Below are 1,111 nucleotides of genomic sequence, written 5' to 3'. Positions count from 1 at the left end.
CATGCTTGCCGGAAGGACACGATTCACAATCATAAACCTGATAACCAACTGCTTTGCGGCTATAAATGTCAATAATCATATATAGGTAGAAAAAACAGCCCTTTATCTCTGTTGGTAAGTAAGTAATATCCCAAGACCACACTTGATTTGGCCCATTAGCACAATAGGATTCAGGACGCTTTCTGCTTCCAGCACGACTTGCAAGCCGATGCTTATTCATGCTCAGATCTTTGAGAACCCTGTACATGGTGGATTCAGAAGCTACATAAACGCCTTGATCAGCAAGTTTAGGAACAATCTGATGAGGTGTGCAATCCGCAAACTCCGGAGAGGTTAGTATCTCAATTATCTGCATTTTTTCAGTTTGAGATATCTTGTTACCGGGTGTCTTACCAGATCCTTTACGCTGATCATCAATTCCATGCTTCTCCCAACGCTGAACAGTGCGAATGGGTAATCCCAAAAGTTGGGCAGCTAAATGCTTACGTGCTCCAGCATCACACGCTTCCCTTATTAGAGATAACGCTTCTTCTTTGTCTTCTTTGTTAATCAATCTCCCTTGGCATCCCCCCAAATTAAGTCCGCTTTTTTTTTGAGAACCAATAGAGCGGCAGTCTCCGCAAGAGCTTGATCTTTTCGAGACAATTCTTTTTTCAAAAAAGATATTTCTCTCTTTAAATCTTTGGAATCATTGGATTTTAAAATGGATTCTTTTTGGGTTAACAAAAAAATAGCATCTTTTTTCCATTGATCAAGATGATGCGTAAACAGGCCTTCTTTACGACACCAGGCAACACGATTCATTTCTGACATATTTGCTGTTGCAACCAGAGCGTTGAATCTCTCTTCACCGCTCCAATCTTTGGGGCTCTTTTCCACATTGATCAAATTCATTTCTCCGTCTTTTGTGTATTGTTTAAGCCAATACGTTAAGGTTGAACGAGCAATCCCAGCTTCTTTTGCTATTTCATAATGAGTTTTATTACTCATAAGAACTTTTTTTACCACAGCTTCTTTCATTGATAAAGGGTATCCCATAGATTCACCTCAATGCCCCTGATATTGAATTATTGAATTCTTATTGAGGCGACATCTACCCTGACACATAGGG

At 39.9% G+C, this 1,111-nt stretch carries 2 protein-coding genes; both read right to left on the bottom strand.

Features of this window, described 5'->3' with window-relative positions:
- Nucleotides 1-553, bottom strand: a 553-nt coding sequence (locus MTBBW1_RS25245; RefSeq protein ID WP_139786903.1) for a helix-turn-helix domain-containing protein, incomplete at its 3' end; no start/stop codon positions are given.
- Nucleotides 550-1,020, bottom strand: a complete 471-nt coding sequence (locus MTBBW1_RS25240; protein ID WP_245809557.1) for a transposase — start codon at nucleotides 1,018-1,020, stop codon at nucleotides 550-552. The genes MTBBW1_RS25245 and MTBBW1_RS25240, both read right to left, overlap by 4 nt.
- Nucleotides 1,021-1,111 lie beyond the last annotated feature (91 nt).

It is taken from the genome of Desulfamplus magnetovallimortis, from assembly GCF_900170035.1.
Lineage (GTDB): Bacteria > Desulfobacterota > Desulfobacteria > Desulfobacterales > Desulfobacteraceae > Desulfamplus > Desulfamplus magnetovallimortis.
This window is presented reverse-complemented; position numbering and strand designations above follow the sequence as displayed.